Raw genomic sequence first — 18,804 nt, 5'->3', positions numbered from 1 at the left:
TTGCTGTTAGATTGAAAAAAGTTTCAACATATGTCTTCCCCTCAGTGTAAAACGGAAACCGGAATGATCTAGTTTCCGTTTTACACTGAGGGCATTTCTTTAATTCAAAACTTACTTATCGTGCCAGACCAATTCATCAATAATAATTTGTGAACGGGCGCTAAAGCCGTCAGCAAATTCACTTGGATAGTAATAGGCTACTAGATAATGTTCGTCACCTTGTGTAAAGAGTGAAACGCGTCCAGAAAACCCTTCTTTTTCTACTAAATATTCTTCTTCAGAAAAGCTAAATGCGTGTTCATCGGCATCAGTCAATACAACCCCTTCTGATTCAAAGCTATCAGTTATTTCTTCTTTTGTTTGTTTCGTAATAAATAGTCTAGCATCCTCGTTTTTATTTCCTTGATAATTTGTGTACACGTTGAATGTTAGTTCATCGGATTCGACTGTCATGTCCTCTGGTATATACGTTGAGAAACCTAACGTTTCATGTTGATGAAGACTTACTGTCATTTCCTCATCCATTCCTTCAATTTGCATAATGACTGTCTTTGTTGCATCTAATACAGGTAATGACGGTTGCTCAGCCTCAGCCTCTTCACTAGGTACCTCGACGTCTACTGATTCTTCAACCTCTTCATTCAATTGCTCCTCTACATCTTCAGGAATCTCTGTTTCTTCAGTTTGGTCATTTGTTCCACACGCAGCTAAAACAAACAGCAATAGAATGAATACAAAACTAAATCTTTTCATTTCATCTGACCTCCTCTTTTTTAAAATGGTAAAAATAGAAAGCGTAATCAAAAATTTAGTGAGAGCTTGTGTTTCTTTAGTAAGTGCCAGTAGCACTTACCATTATTTTAGCATGGAAACGCTCTCTGGAAGTTTGTGGTTTTTCGAAAATAATTGCGAAAGAGCGGATAGGCGAATGCACCTCTCACTAATATATGACCTGGTGATTTCAGGTAACTCACCCAACAAAAGAGGGCTATCGCCACACTCCTAATCGGGTTATGATGAGTCTCGTTGAAAGAAAAGCAAATGGTACGAGACAAAAAACTTCCATAGGAGTGTGTTGTTCATTGAAAAAACATATTATTATTGCTGTTGCTGCTTTTGGATTTATGACTGCAGGGTTATCAGACAAAGCTTCTGCTAGTGTAGGCACCTATACTGTACAATCCGGTGATACGCTTTGGAGAATCGCAACGAGCAATAATTTGACTGTTGATCAATTAATGCAATACAACCAGTTATCATCATCAACAATTCACGTTGGCCAACAACTATCATTAACAACACAGCGAACGGCTACTAATAGTACAATCTCTTATACTGTTAAATCAGGTGACAGCCTTTCAGTGATTGCTAGAAATCACAATACGACAGTCACAGAATTGAGATCGCTGAACAACTTACCTTCTGATCTCATTCGCGTAGGCCAAGTTTTGAGAATTCCTAATGCAGCAGGACAGGCACCAACAACATCAACGTCTTCTTCATCAGCAAATACTTATACCGTACAAGCTGGTGACTCGTTATGGAGAATCGCAACAAATCACAATCTATCAGTTCAACAAGTAAGAACATTTAACAATTTAACTTCAGATACGATTCATGTTGGACAAGTGTTACGCTTAACTGCAGGCTCAGCGCCAACACCTGCACCTGCACCGGCCCCTGAAGTGAGATCATTCAATGCTGATGCATTAATCGCTGAAGCTAGAAACTATATCGGAGTGCCGTATGTGTGGGGAGGAAGTACCCCTGCTGGCTTTGATTGTTCGGGCTTTTTGAATCACGTATACAGAACACAAGGGATCACGTTGCCACGGACGGTTGCGCAAATCTGGAATGCAACAACGCCTGTATCATCCCCGAAAAAGGGCGATTTAGTATTCTTTGAAACGTATGCTCCAGGAGCGTCTCATGCAGGGATTTATATGGGAGATAATAAGTTCATCCATGCCGGATCAAGCACTGGTGTGACGATTAGTGATATGAACAATTCATATTGGAAGCCTCGTTATTTAGGTGCGAAAACGGTTCGATAATACAAATGAAAAACTCTGTCATAGCTCTATTGCTAGACAGAGTTTTTTTGTCGTTTTTTTCGGTTAAACACTATGTTCAAACCAACGATCAACACAACCACGACGATTATGATCGCCCCCGTTAAAAATAACGCTGAAGGTTGCAATGCTAATGCGCCTGAGAAAAAAGAGCCGGCCACGACACCGAACGAAAAGCATGCGTAGAAGATTCCGAATGCCTTCCCACGTCTCGTTTCTCCGGAGCTCTCTGCAACCGTCGCACTCGTAGAAGGAAAAATAAAAGCAAAACCTACTCCGTAAATAATCATTGCTACTAGTATTTGAATAAAGCTAATCGAAACAGAAAGTGCGCTTAAGGCCATTGCTATTGTTAATAAGCCGATGGCCATGAGGCGTGGCTTTTTGATGCGGTCAAACAATTTATTTGTCGGGAGAACAAAAATTAAGATAGCGACGATACCGAAAGTACTGATCAATAAACCTGTTAGTTCAGTTTGTAAAGCGAGTTCTTCAACTTTTAGCGGCAAAGCAAAGGTTAAGATCCCTAACGAGAAAACCAATAAAAAGATTGAAATATACGAGTAGAGAAGTGGTCTTGTTAGCAAGAAACCGTTTTGGTTGAATTGAGATGCTTCTTGCGTTTGTGCCTGTATTGGGCGTTCTTTTAGAAAGAAGAGAGCAAGAAATGCAAATACGACCATTAAGACTGTGATCAAATAAAATAACGAATGAAAGCCTAGCCGTCCACTGATGATTGCCCCAAGTGCAGGACCTGCAACAGCGGCTACTCCAACGGAACCACCAGATAGAGCCATTACTCTTCCTTTTGCCAGCTTCTTTTTCATCGAACCTAAAAATGTGAAAGCAGCAGGCACAATTAATCCACCTGCAAGTCCATGTAAAAAGCGCACGACGATTAACTGATTCGGATCAGTCACAAACGTATAGGACAAAAGGATGATCCCTACAGAAAGCATTCCGGCAAAAAGGATTTTTTTAGCGCCAATGCGATCGATATAAATGCCAGAAATAATGTTTCCGATGATATTGGAAAATGAATAAGCTCCGATAATGATCCCGACTGTCATCGGATTAGCTCCAAGGCTAATTGAAAATGGAGCAATAATCGGCAGCTGTGAAAATGTATCAATGAATGCTACGGCAATGATCATGTAAAGTAATATCAATTTACTCACCTAATTTCAAGTTAACGTACAAAAAGGATATGATGTTTCATTGATTAAAGCAAGAAAACGTTTTGAAACGGGGTCAGACCCCACTTTACCACTGTTGTGCAGTGAAGCGGGGTCAGACCCCGATGGGAACATAATGACAATGTTTTAAAAATATGTCAAAAGTTGTAGTATAATCTGTGGATTTTAGTTAAAATGAACTAGTAACATAGAGGGGGATGATGTTAAATCTTGTTATTGGGGGGGAAATGGTGTTACAGGGGAGAGAAGTAAACCATTTTATTAACAAGTATCGATATAGTTTTGTATTACAAATTTGTATGATACTTTTGCTAGTTTTCATGCACGATGCTTTTTTGAAATTGTTCTTGGGAGAAAATTTCGTGACAACCCATTTGATTATGCACTTTTTTATTGTTGTCGTTTGTGCAACGATATTTTTGCAGGCGTGGGCTATTTTTCCTTATACATTATCAAAGAAGCAACTGTGGTTAGGCGCGATCTTCTTTTCTATAACAATTTGGGAGATTGTGCATACGATTACGTATAAAGGAATGCCTTACTTTTTTATTGAAAGCTCACCATATCAGGCTACTTGGTTTTACATGATTAGCAGGTTGAGCCTTGCGATCGGCTTACTTGTGATTGTGTTGATGAATGAGAAGCAAACATCGCTTCGTAATCGAAAATGGGCTTATGGGCTTGCTCTTTTGTTTGCGGTCGTGTCGATTATCACGGTTTATGCGCCAGAGAAGCTTTTACCTGAATTAGTTATTGAAGGTGTCGGTACAACGGCTTTGAAGAACGGATTGCAATATGTCGCACTGGTTATCCAGGCTCTGGTTATTTTTGTGATTCTCAAAAGGAAAGCAGTAAAAAATGAGTTTTACTTAACGATTACGGTCGCATCTGTTTATATGGTGTTTAGTGATGTAATGTTCACTGCGTATGTAAGTGTATTCGGTTTTGAGAACTTCTTAGGTCATATTTTTCAAATATTTGGGTTTTACTTTTTATTGAGAGCGCTTTATTACACGGCGGTTGAAGAGCCTTTCTTTATTCAAAAGCAAGCTGAGGAAAATTTGAAGCAAAATGAGACATTTCTTCATGCTGTTACGTCCAATATGGGAGAAGGGATTATTGTTCTTGATGGAGACGGAAAGGTAACTTTTTCGAATCGAGAGGCAAAACAAATTTTGCAATGGGAGAATGAAAATTTACTAGGCAAGGATTTCTTTCAAACCGTTCAGCAACCATCAATTTCACAGTTCACGAAGCTCTCTAAACTCGAAAGCAAAAGCTACCGGGTCGATGAGGATTGGTTTATAAAGTGGAAAGGAAGTATGGTTCCTGTTTCCTATAGCATTGCTCCATATGAGGAAGGTTGTTTTAAAAAAGGGGCCATTATCGTTTTTCGAGATATTAGCCAGCAAAAGCAGGATAAAGAAAAAATTGAATATATGGCTTATTACGATGAACTTACTGAGTTGCCAAACAGGCGCTACTTCAAAGAGAGTTTGCTTGAGAGTGTAAAAACCAAACCACTCCAAAGAAAAGCAGTACTACTCATTGATGTTGATCGTTTCAAAAGCATTAACGAGGCATTTGGACATGCATTTGCCGATCAACTCTTAACGTCATTTGCGACTCTCCTTCGTCAATCTATTCCCCAAAATGCTCAATTGGCTAGGCTGACGGGTGACGAATTTGCACTTTTGCTAGAAATTGAAAAGGAAGAAGAAGCCAAGCAGGTTTGTTACGATATTCAAAAACGATTAAAAGAGACAATCCAAGTAGAAGATTTACTTTTAAAAGTGTCAGTCAATATCGGGATTGCTGTTTATCCTAAACATGGCAGCAATATTGATGAGTTGTTGAAACATGCCAATATTGCGATGTTGCAGGCTGAACAATCAGGAAGTCTGATTGCAGTCTATGAGCCTAGTATGTCGGATGAAATACAAGACCAATTGGTACTAGAAAGTGATATTCACCGGGCTTTAGCGAATGATGAGTTTTTCTTAGTGTATCAACCACAAGTCAATGTAAAGACGGGTGAAGTCTATGGACTTGAAGCGTTAATTCGTTGGGAGCATCCTTCTAGGGGGCTTATCTCGCCAGCTGAATTCATTCCAATTGCAGAAAAAAGTGGGTTAATCGTTCCAATCGGTGAATGGGTAATAAAAACAGCATGCCAGCAATTGAAAGCATGGCATGATCAAGGCTTGATTAACTTAAGTGTTTCTGTGAATCTATCTACTCGACAATTTTATCAGGACAATTTAGTTAGTCGCATTGAACAGATTTTACATGAGTATGAGCTGCCTGCGAATTGTTTGGAAGTTGAAATAACAGAAAGCATGGCAATGGTTAATGTTGAGCATTCAATTCGGATTTTAAATGAACTAAAAAAAGTAGGAGTTAGCATTGCCGTAGATGATTTTGGGACTGGTTATTCGTCGTTAAGCTACTTAAAGCATTTGCCGTTTGATCTTGTGAAAATTGATCGTTCCTTTGTGCGAGACTGTGATACTCGGCAAGAAAATAATGGCACAATTGTTTCAATGATCATATCGATGGCTCGCCATTTGCAGATGGATGTCATTGCTGAGGGTGTCGAGAATGTTGATCAAACTAAGCTTTTACAGGAGAAAGGCTGTTACAAAATTCAAGGCTATCTTTATAGTAAGCCAGTAAAACCAGAAGATGTGATTGAAACAGTTCACAATATTGAACAAGAGATGAAATCTTTCCGATAATTTCATTATATATGAGTAAGTATGCAGCAGAGGAGTGAGAGAATGAAGTCGCGCTTTAGACTAAAACTATCTCTTATTATGATTGCTTTTGCGATTGTCATTTCACTTACTATTGCTCTTATCGATCATATGAGATTGAAACAACAAGTGATTAACAGTCAACAATTCCAAATTGAACAGATCGAGAGTATGGTCGAGTATTCGTTAGGGACGATAGAAAAAGCATATTTCTTATTTGAGGAAGAAACAGCGGCGAAAATGGAGTCAAGCTCTACGCATTTGTTAAAGTTATATGATGAACAGCCTTCCTTTGACGAATGGGATTTCGAAGAGTTGAAAGAGATATTGGAATTTGATATTTACATCATTGATGAGGATTTAGTGATTACACACAGCAGTTTTGAAGCAGATATTGGACTTGATTTTTGGGCGTGTTGCCAGAAGTTGGCGCATGTTTTAGAAGAAAGAAGAGCTACTGGTGAGTTTTATTCTGACGGGATGGACATCGAACAGCATACGGGAGAAATTAAAAAGTATAGCTATATGTCAACTCTTGATAAAACCTATATCATTCAATTAGGGTATGCTCTGGAAGGTGGTCCGATCTTTGAGGAGTTTAATTTTCTTCATACGGTAGAAGAACTTGCCGAAACGTATTCGGAAATCAATGAAATCAATATACTTAACATTGGGGGCTTTTCGCTAGGGGAACCGGTTGAAGAAGCGAAACTGACACAAGAAAGGCGAGAGGCGTTTGAACAAACACTCACAAGTAAAGCCGTAACAGAACTACGAAGTGAGTGGGAGGGGGAACCTGTCGTCTTTCGCTATATTCCATATAAGTCAGAATTCGATAAAGGAACGACACAACATAAAGTAATTGAGCTGGTTTACAATGAACAGAACTTAGAGGCTGTTCTATTATCACATAGACAGACATTCTTTATTCAATTAAGTGTAGTGCTTGCTTTTGCGATAGGAATCTCAGTGTTTCTATCAAGATGGCTGGCAAGGCCAATGTATTTTGCTTTTCATGATAGCTTAACAGGACTTAGAAACAGAGCTGCCTTTGATGAATTGCTCCAATCAACACTAGCAGAAAAGAAAGGGTCAACTGCGCTGCTCATGATTGATTTAGATAACTTTAAATTAGTAAATGACAGCTATGGCCATGATTTGGGAGATGAACTGTTAAAAAGCATTGCGCAAGTATTACGGACGAATGCCAGAAAAGAGGATATCGCCGCCCGACTTGGGGGCGATGAATTTGCGATGGTGATACGAAAGGCAACAAAAGAGGATGTCGGTAAGGTTGCACAGCGCATGATCGATGCCGTTCAAGAAGTTAGCAAGCAGCGCTATAACTTAAATGGGAAGAATGTGACGGTGAGCATAGGTGCTGCCTTAGCGCCAGAGCACGGAAACGACCACGTAACACTTTTTAAGAAAGCCGATCTTGCCTTGTATGAAGCAAAAGCGAAGGGGAAAAACCAATTTTGTATTTGGGATAATTCGTTGTGAGGGTGTCTCAAAAGGTTAAGAACCAAACCTTTTGCATTAAAGGCAATGGCATGCTCGTCGCGCGCCATTTATAAGAAGCCCACTTATAACTGACTTAAAAGATTGCGACGGCTTAGCTCATTGCTTCGGGGGTGTCTCAAAAGGTTAAAAACTAAACCTTTTGAGACACCCCTTCTCTTTTGATTTTAATAAAATCGTCAAAACTAGAAATAGAATAAAATGTAAGCACTATGTGGTAAAATGATGCCTAGTGCCGGAGAAACGTAAAGGCATCATATAGGAGGAAGAGCATGAATACAGAGAAAAAACTAATGAGTCTCATCAATTCAGTTAGGGTCTTAACATCAACCCTTGATTTAGATAAAGTGCTGCATCAGTTGATTAAAGAGGTGTTGAATGTCATCGAGGGCTCGAATGCAAGCGTATTATTTTTATATGATCCAAAGCTTAATAAGCTGTACCCAAAAGCTGGAGTTGGCTTTAATATGGAGTATTTGAAGCATATTTTACTAGAACCAGGTGAAGGGATGAGTGGAAAAACATTTTTGTCGGGAAAAGGTCGGATCTTTCATTCAAAGGAAGATACGATTGAAGGAATGAAAGATATTAGTCCAAAGACAAGAGAGTTATATGGGAAATCTCTCGGTGACCTTCAATATCCTGTCAGCACACTTTGTGTCCCCCTCATTTTAAAGGGGGAGTGTATTGGCGTGTTGACGATAGATATTTTCGATAAAAATTACGAGTTTAATGAGCATGATTTAAAGCTGCTCGAAACATTTGGGGTTCAAGCTTCGATTGCCGTTGAAAATGCGATGTTGTTTTCACGGAATGAGCGAATACAGAAAGTCCATGAAGAATTGTCGAAGGTGTCATTAGCACAAGGTGGACTCAGTGAAATGACAAAGGCCTTGGCTGATCTTGTCAGTTGCAAGGTTGCTCTATATAACGAATTTTATGATGTTTTGGAGTCATCGTCAATGCAAGCGAGAAAAGCAGCAGAGCAAATGGCCTCACAACTTGATAATTTAGTTGATGATCCGATTCATCCAGATAAGGTGATGAATCGAAGCATAGAGATCGATCAAAAGAAAAAGGATGCTTATTTTTTCCCAATAAAGTCCGGTGACTATACGATTGGACTATTGGCCGTCTTTTTGGATGAAGATGCTGATTTTGACCCACTTGACCGATTTGCGATTGAACAAGCGAGTGTCATTTTTGCTCTTGAAATGAACCGACGCGAGCGAACAAGCTTTGAAGACTTGAAGTATTCAGGTTATATGTTGGAGCAGCTTTTACATAATCAAAAGAGCCAACTTTCGATGCAGCAACTATCCAAGGTTAACTTGCTTGAAGGTGAAAATCACCAATACATTATCGCGCAATTGGAAATCAAAGATCCGATGGTGTCGTTAAAAAGCATGTCTGAAAAGAAGCATCATCTACTTCGCCTTATTTATCGAGAAATTTCAACTAGTAATGTGAAGACATTAACGCTTGATAAGAACATGGAAATAACATTTATGTTTGTTGTGACAGAGGGGGATTCGCGATTTTATGAGCAGATCCGAAAAGTGTTTGAAATCATTAAAAAGCGAGCTAAAGTGAGCATTGGCCTTGATCTTTTGATTGGGATTGGTCGTTTGGTAGAGGAATTAGATGATGTTAGGATTTCGTACCGAGATGCAAGAAAATGCATTGATTATTTGCAGACAACTCAAGTAAGCGATACGGTCCTTTCCTATCAACAGCTCGGGATTCAACGCTTGTTTTTAAAAACGGAAATCGATGAATTAAAAGACTTTGTCGATGATACACTTGGGCTCATCATTGCCTACGACAGGGAAAATGAGACGGACCTTATTAAGACGTTACAAGTGTATTTAGAATGCAATCAAAATATGGCTCGCAGCGCAAAAGAATTATATGTGCATACCAATACAATTAAGTATCGCTTGTTAACGATTAAACAAATGTTAGATCTGGATTCGTTAGACGGTAAAAAAGCTTTTGAGTTGCAATTGGGCCTGTCCATCTATGAATACTTACATGTTCAATAATTTTCCATTGTCCGAATTCGACAAAAACCTACAGTTTTGTTTGTGCTTTCCGTACATTACAAAGTTGATAGAATTATCTTATAATTTCAATAACATTAAATATACTAAAAAAGTATCGGGAGGGGGAGTTGGATGTCACAGCAAGCGAAAGTTCAAGATGACTTCCTGTTGAAATTACTAGATGGTTATGATGAAACACTCGATCGCGCTGGGATAAATGGAAAACGTGTTGCAAAGAGATTAGCGAAGCTTTCTGAGATCGGACGTACGGTTGAAGGGGGATGCAACCGGATTGCCTTCTCTAAAGAAGAGCGTGCAGCGAAAGAATTAGTCAAAACGTGGATGAAGGAGGCAGGGCTCACAGTAAAAGAAGATGGCGCTGGGAATGTGTTTGGTCGCCTTGAAGGAAAATATGATCAACCTGCAGTCTTATCAGGTTCCCATGTTGATAGTGTACCAACAGGTGGACATTTTGACGGGCCACTCGGTGTGATCGCGGCGCTTGAAGTTGCATCTGCTTGGGATGATTCTAACTATCAACCGGACAAGCCGTTTGAAGTTGTTATTTTTACCGATGAGGAAGGTGCTCGCTTTAATGGGGGGCTGCTTGGAAGTCAGGCAATGGTTGGCGAACTCAACCTAGAAGACTTAAAGCAGTTAAAAGATTTTAATGGTGATTCCTTTGAAGAAGTGGTCGGACGTGATGGGTTGACAGTAGCAGGCTTTGGTGAAGCGAAGAGAGATTTAGCTGAGATTGCTGCTTTTGTTGAGGTCCATATTGAACAAGGAAAGCGTCTTGAAAAAGAAGAGTTATCAACTGGAGTTGTGACAGGAATTGCTGGTCCATCATGGCTGCGCATTTCTTTTAAAGGGGAAGCCGGTCATGCTGGGAATACACCAATGAACGATCGCAAAGATGCACTAATTGCAGCAAGTGAATTTATTGCTGGTGTAAAGGACTTTCCTCCAAAAGTTAGTTCCTCTGCAGTCGCAACAGTTGGAAAAGTCGAAGTGCTGCCAAATGGCGTCAACGTCATTCCGGGTGAAGTGCGATTGACTGTGGACATTCGTGATATTCATTTCGAGACGAAGGAGGAAGTGGTTCGTCTTGTGATCGATTCAGCTGAAAAAATTGCTGCGAAATATGGTGCTACCATTGAAATTGAGGAAACACTGAACGTAAAGCCTGTCGCTGTAGGAGAAAAAATGCAAAAGATGGCGGCAGATGCTGCGCAAAGTGCCCTAAATGTAAATCCTTATTATTTACCTAGTGGAGCTGGGCACGATGCGATGGTAGTGGGCCGTCATGTGCCAATGGCGATGCTTTTTACACAAAGCAAAGACGGAATTAGCCATAATCCGAAAGAATGGTCAACGCTTGGAGATTGTGTCGAAACGATACATGTATTGAAAAAATTTATAGAGAAATTATGTGAAAATAATGGGGGCGAACAATCATGAAAAAATTTAAATGGGTAGGCGTTATGGCAATTGCTGCGATGACAGCTCTTGCAGGCTGCGGCAGTGATAGTGGAAGTGAAGAGGCAGGAGCAGATGCTCCAGCAGCTGGAGACGGTCAAGAGGTTTATGAGTGGAAGCTTGGCTGGAACTCTGGGCTAGAAGGAGATTCAAAAGGGGAAGCAGCGATCGCGTTCAAAGAATACGTTGAGGAGCATTCAGATGGTCGTATTCAAATTGAATTTTTCCCGAATGAAACGTATGCAACATCACCTGAGATGATCGATGCTGTTCAAGTCGGTGCGCTTGAGCTTGCGATTCCTGGTTCGAATGAGCTAGCTAATGTTATTCCTGAATATGCTGCGTTATCTCTTCCGTTCTTAACGGAAGGCTTTGAAGAAGCGCATGCGATTTTAGACGGGCCTGTTGGGCAAAAGTTATTGGACTTAAGTGAGGAACATGCCTTTAAAGCGTTAGCAGATACAGAGCTTGGCTTTACGCAAATTACAAATAGCGTACGTCCGATTAACGTACCAGAAGATTTAGAAGGAATCAAAATGAGATCTCCGAACGATGTAAGTTTAATCGAAACGTTTAACGCACTCGGTTCATCAGTTTCAACAATGGCTTATACAGAAATTTATAGTGGTCTTTCACAAGGGGTTATTGACGCTCAATTCAACCCATTAGGAAATATTTTTGATCAAAATATGCATGAAGTTCAAGATTACTTAACAATTACGAACCACACGTACTACTACTGCTACCTAATCATTAACCAAGATGTGTTTGACAGTCTTGATGAAGATTTGCAACAAGTCGTATTAGAAGGTTCACAAAAAGCAAAAGAAGCTTCACGTGCAGTAGTTGCACAAGATGAAGAAGTAAATCTTGAAAGAGCAGAGGAAGAATTTGTAGAAGTGACTTATCCTGATTTAGTTCCATTCCAAGAAGCAGTTCAATCTGTATATACAGAAGTGGAAGATGTCATGGGTGCTGAAATTATCGCTGATATGCAAAACTTCCTAGAGGAGTACCGTCAGTAATTTTATATAGCTTTGTTAGATGAGGCCTCATCGGGGCCTCATTCTTGCTTAAAGGAGGGAACATTTTATGGAACATGGGAAAAGGAACGTCATCTCTGTTGTGGTTGACCGATTTATTGATGTAATTGATGTAGTAGCTAGTATTATGATGGCACTTTTAACGCTCGTTGTCTTTGCTGAGGTTGTGAGTCGTTACTTTTTCAGCTTACCGATGGCCTTTTCGAATGAGTTGACGATGCTGCTATTTCCATGGGTCATTTTTATCGCAGCGATATCTGTTACCAAAAATGAAGGGCATTTATCCATTAATGTGTTTCGCGAAAAGCTGCCGGTTGCGATGCAAAGATGGGCGTTTTTATTATCAAAGGTTGTCATGCTGTATTTTTCTTTTTATATGATGCTATCAAGCTACAACCTAGCGCAGTCCGTTGCCAACCAAGTAATGCCGGTATTGCGTATATCAAGAGTATGGCTGTTTTATTCACTGACCGTATCCTTTGCCCTTATTGTTATTATTTTAGTCTATCAAATTGTGTTAATTATTTTAAAACGGTTAGAGCCACCAAGAGAGGAGGACATCATGCATGATTTGGGTAATGATTCTTAGTTTTTTCGCATTAATTGTATTTGGCGTTCCAATTGCCTTTGCGATGGGAGCATCTGCTCTTATGTATATTATGGTTGCTGGAATTCCACTTGAAATGGTTGCCCAACGCTTCTTTTCAAACACGCAGTCCTTCGCATTCTTAGCGATTCCGTTTTTTATCCTTGCCGGAAACTTAATGATCCACGGAAAAATTGCACAAAAGATTATAAGCGTCGCTGATTCCATGGTTCGTCAGCTTCCAGGTGGCTTAGGATGTGTATCGGTTGTTACGAGTATGGGGATGGCCGGTGTTTCAGGTTCTTCAGTTGCCGATGCTGCTTCAACGGGAAGTGTCTTAATTCCAGAAATGAAGCGAAAAGGCTATAAGGCTTCGTTTGCTGCCGCGATCAATGCATCTAGTTCTGTTGTTGGGATCATCATTCCACCGAGTAGTACAATGATCATCATTGCGTGGCTATCGAATTTATCAATCGCACAAATGTTTATCGCTGGTATTTTACCAGGTTTGTTAATTGGAATTGTTTATTTAATTACGACGGTCTTAATTGCGATAAAAAGAGGGTATCCACGAGAAACGAAACCAACGTTAGGAGAGTTTCTCACAAATCTTCGTAAAGCGTCGTGGGCGATGCTACTGCCAATTATCCTAATCGGTTCTATTGTTTTAGGAATTGCTACAGCGACCGAGGCAGCAGCACTTTCTGTTATTTATGCGTTGCTTGTAGGGTTGTTTGTATATCGCACGTTAAATTTTAAAAATATTATGCTTTCCCTTAAGGAAACCGTTCATGGGACAAGTGTTGTTATGGTCACCGTTTGTACATCAATGATCTTTACATGGGTGTTAATCTCAGAAGGAATTCCAGCGTTAATTTCAGATACGCTACACGGTTTTGGACTACCAGCTTGGGCGCTTCTTTTAGTGATGATTGCCATCATGTTAGTAGCTGGAATGATCATGGAGCTTGTTCCAAACTTATTTTTATTTATTCCAATTTTCTTCCCGATTGCTACTGAAATCGGTATGGATCCAATCCAGTTTGCGATCGTGATGTTAATCAGCCTTGCGCTAGGGATGTTCACGCCACCAGTGGGCGCAACACTATTTATCTCATGTTTCATTGCAAAAATAGGCATAGAGAAGACGATTAAAGATATTCTGCCGTACTTCATTGCAGGAATTATTGTCATTATCCTAGTTGCATATATTCCATTCTTTACGTTGTGGTTACCAGAGTTCTTTAATTAAGAGCTCGTGTAACAGAAAAAAGCTGTCCTTGTCTGATATGCTCCCCTAAAGGTAGACAGATTAAAAAATAAAAATCTGTTTACCTTGGGGGAGCTTTTTTCACTTATTAATTGAGAGTTTCTTCTACGTCTACTGTAATTCGACCTTCCGTTGGTTCGTAATCGACTATTCCTAGTTCTCTAGCGTACGTAATCATCGCATTTGTCATGTAACCAGCGTTTCCTTGAACGAGTTCACCATCCAAATTGTAGCCATTTCCACCAGATGCTAGGAAATCGGATGTCGCTACCACATAAATTTTTTCTAAATCAATCGGTTGTCCGTTCGCTTCAAATACTTCTAACGAGTTCAGGTAGCCCTCTTTGTCTGTAATCACTTTATAGGTAAGGCCTGCAACTTGTAGGTCAATTTTATTTTGCCTTTTATACGAGTATTCGATGACCTCTTTGATTGCCTCACCGGTCATGTGTATTTCGACGACCTCATTTGCAAAAGGTTCGATTGTGTAAATATCTCTTGGTGTCATTTCTCCTTGTTCAATGCTGGCGCGAATTCCACCGTTATTTATAAAGGCCGCATCAGCATCAAATAGATTTACCATTGAATCTGTCCAAAAGTTTCCGATTGAAACGTCCATTTCAAAACGAGCATCACGATTAAGGCCTGTGTTCGTGTATGCAATCACTTCACTTAAGAGCTCGTCCATCTCAGAATTATACTGATTAATTTTGGTTTGGATTTGATCATCGACTTCCGTTAATTCCGTAACATCTTGTAAAAAACCAGTCACATTCACTTTGTCAGTTGTCTTGTTAAATTCAATCGTGACGTTGCCAACATAGCGTCCATTACTGCCGGCTTGTGCGATGGGCGTTCCATTTACAACAACTGGTTTATCAAGTACAGTATGGGTATGCCCACCAATAATTAAGTCAAAAAAGTCCACTTCCTCAGCTAACTGGCGATCATCTCCGTACCCGATGTGGGTAAGTGCGATCAGGATATCGACTTCCTCAGCTACATAAATGTATTCAGTGGCGGTTCCGACATAATCAGAAAACTCAAGGCCGTCAACACTAGCTGGTGCTGAAGCCGGAGGGCTTTGTGTTAGAGCTATCACACCAACCTTTATACCGTCAAACTCAAAAATACAGTAAGGTTCAGGCTGTTTAACTGGAATGTCCTGGACGACTTTTGTGTTGGCACTTAACCAAGGGAAATTTGATTCATCAATGCGAGAAGCTAAGTGCTTCTGGCCGTAATCAAACTCATGATTGCCAATTACCGTTGCATCAAGCTTCATCTCATTCATCAGCTCGACAATCGGCTTCCCGTGTTGCAAGTCAACAACAGGGTTTCCACTGAAAAAATCACCAGCATTGACGTAAAGAGTATGTTCAGATTCTGCGCGTATACTTTCAATGTACGCAGCTGCTTTTCCTAAATCATCAATCGAAGCATGGATATCGTTCGTATGCAAAATCGTAAGCGAAACTGTTTCGTCTTCGCTTGCAAACACATGTAGACCAACTGTAGCAAACAAAAAAGTGAACATAGCTAGGGCTGATGCTAACCAAGTTTTTTTCTTCGTAAGATACATAAGCAACCTCCAATGTGACATGTATTTTTTCCAGTTACTGCTGAAATATGTATTTGGGTTTGCGCCTTAACTCAGTTTAATGATCCTACAACTTTAGTTGGGAATTCTCTAATACAGGTAAGAATAGCTGGTCGCGAGAAAGATCAATAAATTATAATAAAGAGGAGCTAGCAAGTAATAGGTACGAATTGGCGACTTATTGATTTTGGCTATAAGGGGGTGAGGGTATGTCAAATCGGTATGAACAAGCATTGGATGATATGCTATGGTTTTCAAGCCAAGCGATCGGTGCAAGGACGCTTTTCGTTAGTCATATTGAAGAAACGTTTAAAGTGATAAAGGTGTTTAATCAAGATGGCTGTTTATTGGACGAGGGAATAGAATTGCCGAAAGATCATGCCATATGAAGTTTAATTCCTTGTGACGGTCGTGAACCGTTAATTATAAATGATACAAAGAATGACGATAGAACGAGTGTGCTTGATGCTATTTATGACGCGCGAATAGGATCCTATTTAGGGATGCCTGTCTATCTTTCAAACGGGAAGTTTTATGGAACCGTTTGCGCAATTGACCCGGAACCTTATGCTTTTACACAAAAAGAAATCGAAACAATTGTACGGTTATCGCATGTTGTTTCTGTCATCTTAGAAAATGCTCAGCAATCAAGTTATGAAGAATTTGATGATAAGCTGATGAGGCTCGAAAAATTATCATTGCTAGGGCAATTATCTGCAGGTCTAGCCCATGAGCTGCGTAATCCGATGCAGTCCGTAAGAGGCTTTGTTCAGTTTTTGTTTGAAGATCAAAAGGACAATCACTTTAGGGATATTGTCTTAAGTGAAATGGATCGAATGAATGAGTTAATTAATGACTTTTTAATGGCAACTCAGCCTACGGCTCCTAAGAGAGACTTTTATAATATAAATGAGCTTGTGAGTGAAACAGCTGAATTTATGAAAAATGAAGCAACCCTACATAACGTAGAGGTGTCACTGTCATTCAAAGAACCGATAGCAATCGTACATGTAGATAAATCACAAATGAAACAAGTTCTTATCAATCTAGTAAAAAATGCGATTGAAGCTGCTGGCACTCAAGATGGGAAAGTAATAATCGATGTGAAAGTTGACAAAAAACATCAGGTTGTCCTTGAAATTATCGATAACGGACCAGGAATTCCTGTCTCCATTATCGGACGGTTAGGAGAACCATTCTTTTCAACGAAAGAGGAAGGAACTGGTTTAGGGCTGTCTATTTCTCAGCGAATTATCGAAGAGCATAAAGGGAGAATCAGCTTTGAGAATTTCAACGATGGAACGAAGGTTGTGGTGACATTACCGTTGGTTGTGTAGGCGCAACGTTAGATTCAATGAAACAGGAGTCGGCATTATTTTGCCAACTCCTGTTTTGTTACTTGTTTAACGATCTGAATCGGTCATAGTATTGAGTGCATCTTTAATCACGACAACGAGGTCATTTAGTCCTTCTTTCATTGAATCGAACACTTGTGTTTGATGTTCTATCGCTTCTGTTTGATCTTCCATTGCTTCTGTTTGTTCCTGGAGCGAGTCATTTACATCTGCTACTTCATCAGTTAACCCAGATAAAGCATAAAACAAAACGCTGACCCCGATTGTCACAACTAGTAACCAAATCCAGCCTTTATTGTACCAAGGTTTTCTACTTCGTTTGTTAGATCCACTTTCATATCCAGTATTGCTGGAGTGATTACGTTCATTTTGTTCCATTACAATCCTTCCTTTTGTTGAATTGATTAGGAGCGCTCGTAATCTAATGATACCCGGATAAAGATAACTCAAACATGTTGAGTGAGATCTATATAAACACCTCTCTATCGTGTAGGAACCTTTAAAGAGGTGGAAACAGTAGTCCTCATTATTTTGCCATTATAGTCTTACTCTTGTATTTCATCTTCAACAGGTTCGTCTACATCAAATTCAATGGCATCGTCCTCTGCTCCGTCTAGTTCAGGTTCTGCATCAAGACCAGTTTCGTCTTCTTGAGAATCAAATGGATCTTCAATCCCTTCTGTTTCTGTTTCAATCTCTGCGTCTTCATTTAACGTTGGATCCTCAGCATCGTCTCCACAAGCTGCAAGAACACCTAGTGAAAGAATAGCTGTAGCTGACAAAAGAAATAACTTTTTCATAATAAAAAACCTCCTAAATGTTTTTGTTGAATTATTTAATTGTGATATCAGTGTATTATTTTTTTGCGAGAAGTATAGTAAATCCACGACTTCTACATTTCTCTTATAGATTTTTACAACGTTTGCGATATCTCTCCTAAACTTTCTGAGTTTCTTTCATTTTTTGATGGTTTGTCTTAGATTCAACGATTACTAGTCCTGCGACCTATGGCCAGAACGTGAAGAAAGTCATTTACAAGTAAGCATTTAGGAGAATAAGAGCTTAGTTGGATAAGATAACAGGAAAAATCGTCTATATGCTCTGTTTCTATGATGAAGTATAGTTGTTTTGAGGCAGTATAGATCGTTTCAGAACGAGAAGAAATTTGATTTTGAAGGTTGTAATAACATTCAAAGGGAAGCTGAGGAATTCAGTCTGCTTTTTGAGGATAAGGAGGGAGTTTTAATGGCAAAGCTTGTAGCATGTTTTCTTGGTGTGGGTCTAGTTATTATTTTCGTGACAGGACTAGCATTTGCGGGGGAGCCAGTAACAGAATCGACAGAAATTTTGGCTAGCACTTCTAGTGAGGAAATAACGAAAGTGACTGAAGTAATGGAGCCAAAAAGCGAGACGCAACCTATAATAGAAGATGAAGCAGATGAACTTGAGCAATCTAAGACAGTTTTGGCGGTTGCAACTGTTGCAGAAGAAGAAGAAATTGTTGAAGAAGGCGTAGAACAGGTAAAGGAAATTGAGAAACAAGAAGAAGTAGAAGTTGAGGAAACTGAGGAAGCTGAGGAAGCTGAGGAAGCTGAGGAAACTCTAGAAAGCAAAGATGAACGGAGTAATGCGAGTGCTCATCCGGGAAATCGTGGAAAAGGGTTGCAAATAGCGGAAGAGAAAAAACGGGAAGCGGCTAAAAAACAAAAAGAAGCATGGGAAAAGGCTGGAAAAAAGCAACAAGAGGCACAAAAGGGACAGAAAAGAAACCAAAAAGCGGAAGCTAAAAGACAGCAAGGAGAAGCCAAACAAGCTGGAAAAAATTGAAGAAAAAGCAATACTGACTGTACCGAGGAGCAACTTAACCAATTTTGAAGTGGA

General features: G+C 39.8%; 16 protein-coding genes. 11 read left to right on the top strand and 5 right to left on the bottom strand.

Going from position 1 to position 18,804, the window contains the following annotated elements; translation table 11 throughout:
• Positions 1 to 111 precede the first annotated feature (111 nt).
• Positions 112 to 753 (bottom strand): hypothetical protein, encoded by a 642-nt coding sequence (locus tag AC1FXZ_RS08470; RefSeq protein ID WP_480052540.1) that lies wholly within the window; start codon positions 751 to 753, stop codon positions 112 to 114.
• Between the two features lie 329 nt (positions 754 to 1,082).
• Here AC1FXZ_RS08470 and AC1FXZ_RS08465 point away from each other — a divergent pair, with 329 nt between their 5' ends.
• Complete coding sequence (locus tag AC1FXZ_RS08465) at positions 1,083 to 2,054, top strand: C40 family peptidase (RefSeq protein WP_480052538.1); 972 nt, start codon at positions 1,083 to 1,085, stop codon at positions 2,052 to 2,054.
• A 32-nt stretch (positions 2,055 to 2,086) separates the two neighbouring features.
• On the opposite strand, the gene AC1FXZ_RS08460 is transcribed toward AC1FXZ_RS08465, so the two are convergent.
• Positions 2,087 to 3,241 (bottom strand): MFS transporter, encoded by a 1,155-nt coding sequence (locus AC1FXZ_RS08460; protein WP_480052536.1) that lies wholly within the window; start codon positions 3,239 to 3,241, stop codon positions 2,087 to 2,089.
• A 389-nt stretch (positions 3,242 to 3,630) separates the two neighbouring features.
• Here AC1FXZ_RS08460 and AC1FXZ_RS08455 point away from each other — a divergent pair, with 389 nt between their 5' ends.
• The 7 genes from AC1FXZ_RS08455 to AC1FXZ_RS08425 all read left to right on the top strand — a co-directional run bounded on the left by AC1FXZ_RS08455 (position 3,631) and on the right by AC1FXZ_RS08425 (position 13,950).
• The gene (locus AC1FXZ_RS08455; RefSeq protein ID WP_480052534.1) at positions 3,631 to 6,006 is read left to right on the top strand and encodes a bifunctional diguanylate cyclase/phosphodiesterase; all 2,376 of its coding nucleotides are present in this window, start codon (positions 3,631 to 3,633) and stop codon (positions 6,004 to 6,006) included.
• A 42-nt stretch (positions 6,007 to 6,048) separates the two neighbouring features.
• A complete protein-coding gene (locus AC1FXZ_RS08450) occupies positions 6,049 to 7,527 on the top strand; it encodes a GGDEF domain-containing protein (protein WP_480052532.1) in 1,479 nt (492 codons plus the stop codon).
• Between the two features lie 290 nt (positions 7,528 to 7,817).
• A complete protein-coding gene (locus tag AC1FXZ_RS08445; protein ID WP_480052530.1) occupies positions 7,818 to 9,590 on the top strand; it encodes a helix-turn-helix domain-containing protein in 1,773 nt (590 codons plus the stop codon).
• Positions 9,591 to 9,722: 132 nt separating this feature from the next.
• Positions 9,723 to 11,051, top strand: coding sequence for an allantoate amidohydrolase (locus AC1FXZ_RS08440; RefSeq protein ID WP_480052528.1), 1,329 nt, complete (start codon positions 9,723 to 9,725; stop codon positions 11,049 to 11,051).
• Positions 11,048 to 12,094 carry a TRAP transporter substrate-binding protein gene (locus AC1FXZ_RS08435; RefSeq protein WP_480052526.1) on the top strand — a complete coding sequence of 349 codons (1,047 nt, stop codon included), beginning with the start codon at positions 11,048 to 11,050 and terminating at the stop codon, positions 12,092 to 12,094. The genes AC1FXZ_RS08440 and AC1FXZ_RS08435 overlap by 4 nt, the downstream gene beginning before the upstream one ends.
• A gap of 67 nt (positions 12,095 to 12,161) precedes the next feature.
• Positions 12,162 to 12,701 (top strand): TRAP transporter small permease, encoded by a 540-nt coding sequence (locus AC1FXZ_RS08430; protein ID WP_480052524.1) that lies wholly within the window; start codon positions 12,162 to 12,164, stop codon positions 12,699 to 12,701.
• Positions 12,679 to 13,950 carry a TRAP transporter large permease gene (locus AC1FXZ_RS08425; protein WP_480052522.1) on the top strand — a complete coding sequence of 424 codons (1,272 nt, stop codon included), beginning with the start codon at positions 12,679 to 12,681 and terminating at the stop codon, positions 13,948 to 13,950. Before AC1FXZ_RS08430 ends, AC1FXZ_RS08425 begins: the two co-directional genes overlap by 23 nt.
• A 106-nt stretch (positions 13,951 to 14,056) precedes the next feature.
• Here the strand turns inward: AC1FXZ_RS08425 and AC1FXZ_RS08420 are convergent, their stop codons facing one another.
• Entirely contained in the window at positions 14,057 to 15,550 is a 1,494-nt protein-coding gene (locus AC1FXZ_RS08420) for a bifunctional metallophosphatase/5'-nucleotidase (RefSeq protein ID WP_480052520.1), read from the bottom strand.
• A 227-nt stretch (positions 15,551 to 15,777) separates the two neighbouring features.
• On the opposite strand from AC1FXZ_RS08420, the gene AC1FXZ_RS08415 reads away from it, so the two are divergent.
• Positions 15,778 to 15,957 carry a hypothetical protein gene (locus AC1FXZ_RS08415; RefSeq protein ID WP_480052518.1) on the top strand — a complete coding sequence of 60 codons (180 nt, stop codon included), beginning with the start codon at positions 15,778 to 15,780 and terminating at the stop codon, positions 15,955 to 15,957.
• A 6-nt stretch (positions 15,958 to 15,963) separates the two neighbouring features.
• Positions 15,964 to 16,905: an ATP-binding protein gene (locus AC1FXZ_RS08410; protein ID WP_480052588.1), complete on the top strand. Its 942-nt coding sequence runs from the start codon at positions 15,964 to 15,966 to the stop codon at positions 16,903 to 16,905.
• Between the two features lie 66 nt (positions 16,906 to 16,971).
• Here the strand turns inward: AC1FXZ_RS08410 and AC1FXZ_RS08405 are convergent, their stop codons facing one another.
• Positions 16,972 to 17,301 (bottom strand): hypothetical protein, encoded by a 330-nt coding sequence (locus AC1FXZ_RS08405; RefSeq protein ID WP_480052516.1) that lies wholly within the window; start codon positions 17,299 to 17,301, stop codon positions 16,972 to 16,974.
• Between the two features lie 167 nt (positions 17,302 to 17,468).
• Positions 17,469 to 17,723 (bottom strand): hypothetical protein, encoded by a 255-nt coding sequence (locus AC1FXZ_RS08400; protein ID WP_480052514.1) that lies wholly within the window; start codon positions 17,721 to 17,723, stop codon positions 17,469 to 17,471.
• A 445-nt stretch (positions 17,724 to 18,168) separates the two neighbouring features.
• Here AC1FXZ_RS08400 and AC1FXZ_RS08395 point away from each other — a divergent pair, with 445 nt between their 5' ends.
• Positions 18,169 to 18,750, top strand: a complete 582-nt coding sequence (locus AC1FXZ_RS08395; RefSeq protein WP_480052512.1) for a hypothetical protein — start codon at positions 18,169 to 18,171, stop codon at positions 18,748 to 18,750.
• Positions 18,751 to 18,804 lie beyond the last annotated feature (54 nt).

The sequence above is a fragment of the Halalkalibacter sp. HAAS-P014 genome (assembly GCF_056619965.1).
Note: the sequence above shows the minus strand (reverse complement) of the source record. Positions and strands in the feature narration are given on the sequence as shown.

Bases quoted from the DNA above. Each gene is read 5' to 3' on its own strand.
- AC1FXZ_RS08470 (WP_480052540.1), bottom strand. From the start codon at position 753: ATGAAAAGATTTAGTTTTGTATTCATTCTATTGCTGTTTGTTTTAGCT.
- AC1FXZ_RS08450 (WP_480052532.1), top strand. From the start codon at position 6,049: ATGAAGTCGCGCTTTAGACTAAAACTATCTCTTATTATGATTGCTTTT.
- AC1FXZ_RS08445 (WP_480052530.1), top strand. From the start codon at position 7,818: ATGAATACAGAGAAAAAACTAATGAGTCTCATCAATTCAGTTAGGGTC.
- AC1FXZ_RS08440 (WP_480052528.1), top strand. From the start codon at position 9,723: ATGTCACAGCAAGCGAAAGTTCAAGATGACTTCCTGTTGAAATTACTA.
- AC1FXZ_RS08435 (WP_480052526.1), top strand. From the start codon at position 11,048: ATGAAAAAATTTAAATGGGTAGGCGTTATGGCAATTGCTGCGATGACA.
- AC1FXZ_RS08430 (WP_480052524.1), top strand. From the start codon at position 12,162: ATGGAACATGGGAAAAGGAACGTCATCTCTGTTGTGGTTGACCGATTT.
- AC1FXZ_RS08425 (WP_480052522.1), top strand. From the start codon at position 12,679: ATGATTTGGGTAATGATTCTTAGTTTTTTCGCATTAATTGTATTTGGC.
- AC1FXZ_RS08420 (WP_480052520.1), bottom strand. From the start codon at position 15,550: ATGTATCTTACGAAGAAAAAAACTTGGTTAGCATCAGCCCTAGCTATG.
- AC1FXZ_RS08415 (WP_480052518.1), top strand. From the start codon at position 15,778: ATGTCAAATCGGTATGAACAAGCATTGGATGATATGCTATGGTTTTCA.
- AC1FXZ_RS08405 (WP_480052516.1), bottom strand. From the start codon at position 17,301: ATGGAACAAAATGAACGTAATCACTCCAGCAATACTGGATATGAAAGT.
- AC1FXZ_RS08400 (WP_480052514.1), bottom strand. From the start codon at position 17,723: ATGAAAAAGTTATTTCTTTTGTCAGCTACAGCTATTCTTTCACTAGGT.
- AC1FXZ_RS08395 (WP_480052512.1), top strand. From the start codon at position 18,169: ATGGCAAAGCTTGTAGCATGTTTTCTTGGTGTGGGTCTAGTTATTATT.